1 protein-coding gene is annotated in these 1,311 nt (G+C 40.9%); it reads left to right on the top strand.

The window, feature by feature from the left end:
- Window positions 1-31 precede the first annotated feature (31 nt).
- A protein-coding gene (locus BEN26_RS13800; protein ID WP_181482309.1) for an IS3 family transposase occupies window positions 32-1,170 on the top strand; the annotation gives its coding sequence in 2 pieces (ribosomal slippage) (window positions 32-269 and window positions 269-1,170; 1,140 coding nt in all).
- Window positions 1,171-1,311 lie beyond the last annotated feature (141 nt).

The raw sequence follows: 1,311 nt of genomic DNA, 5'->3' as shown, positions 1-1,311 counted from the left end.
TACAATAAAAACGGGAGAGGATGTGTCCAATATGAAACGCAAAAAATTCAATGATGACTTTAAGAAAACGATTGTGGATTTGTATCATTCAGGCACTTCTGTCAAAGATCTGTGTAGCGAATATGGCGTATCAGAGGTTACGGTCTACAAATGGATTAAACAATATACCCCAATTGGAACAGGAGACGAGGCAATGACTCCAAAAGAGGTAGCCGACATGCAAAAGCAAATGCTCCGCCTCCAACAGGAGAATGAAATCTTAAAAAAGGCTATAGCCATATTCGCCAAAAAGTAAGTGACACAGAATTGACAGAATTGATTGATAACCATAAATCAGATTATGCTGTCCACACCTTGTGTGAGGTGTTGGGCATTCCAAGAAGTACTTATTATCAAACACAACATTACACGGAATCAAAACGTGACCGTGAAAATCGGGAGATGACCAAACGAATCATTGAAATCCACGAGGAGAGCAAACAGCGTTACGGTGCTCCCAAAATCCATTATCTCCTGAACCAAGAAGGTTATAAGGTCAGTCTTAAGCGTGTCCAGCGTTTGATGAGAAAGGCAGATATCCGTTCCATTGTGAAGAAAAAATATAAGCCTTATCCGAGTAAAGAGAAGGTTGTGGAACGTGACAATCTGTTGCAACAGGATTTCTCTACCAACACCATGAATGAGAAGTGGGTGGCAGATATTACGTATATCCATACGCTTAAAGAGGGTTGGTGTTACCTGGCTTCTGTAATGGATTTACATACACATAAAATTGTTGGTTACTCTTTTGCAAAATCGATGACAACAGAGCTCGTGATCAAAGCCCTAGCCAATGCTTGTGATACACAACAGCCCAAGGATGGACTTATTCTTCACACCGATTTAGGAACACAATATACGAGTGAAGCATTTGAACAATATGCTAAGTCTCAAGGCATTACACAGTCATTCAGCCGCAAAGGTTGTCCTTATGACAATGCTTGCATAGAATCATTCCACGCCATCCTAAAGAAGGAGGAAGTCAATCATGTTCAGTATCTTGATTACCAGTCTGCTAAACTCGCTTTGTTCCAATATATCGAAGGCTGGTATAATCGGAAACGAATTCACGGGAGTCTCGGATATAGGACACCTCAAGCGGTGGAAGATCAATTGAAATCAACGGCTTAGGCATACTATATCTTTCAGCTGAGATACATGGCAGAGCAAGACCTTGTCGGATTAGAGGCAAAACGGAGATACTCAAAACCGCCGACAAGTGACTTACAAAAAACTTAACTTTTTTGTGTCCAAGATATTGACTCAAGTCCA

It is taken from the genome of Tepidibacillus sp. HK-1 (assembly GCF_001748485.2).
Lineage (GTDB): Bacteria > Bacillota > Bacilli > Tepidibacillales > Tepidibacillaceae > Tepidibacillus_B > Tepidibacillus_B infernus.
Note: the sequence above shows the minus strand (reverse complement) of the source record. Positions and strands in the feature narration are given on the sequence as shown.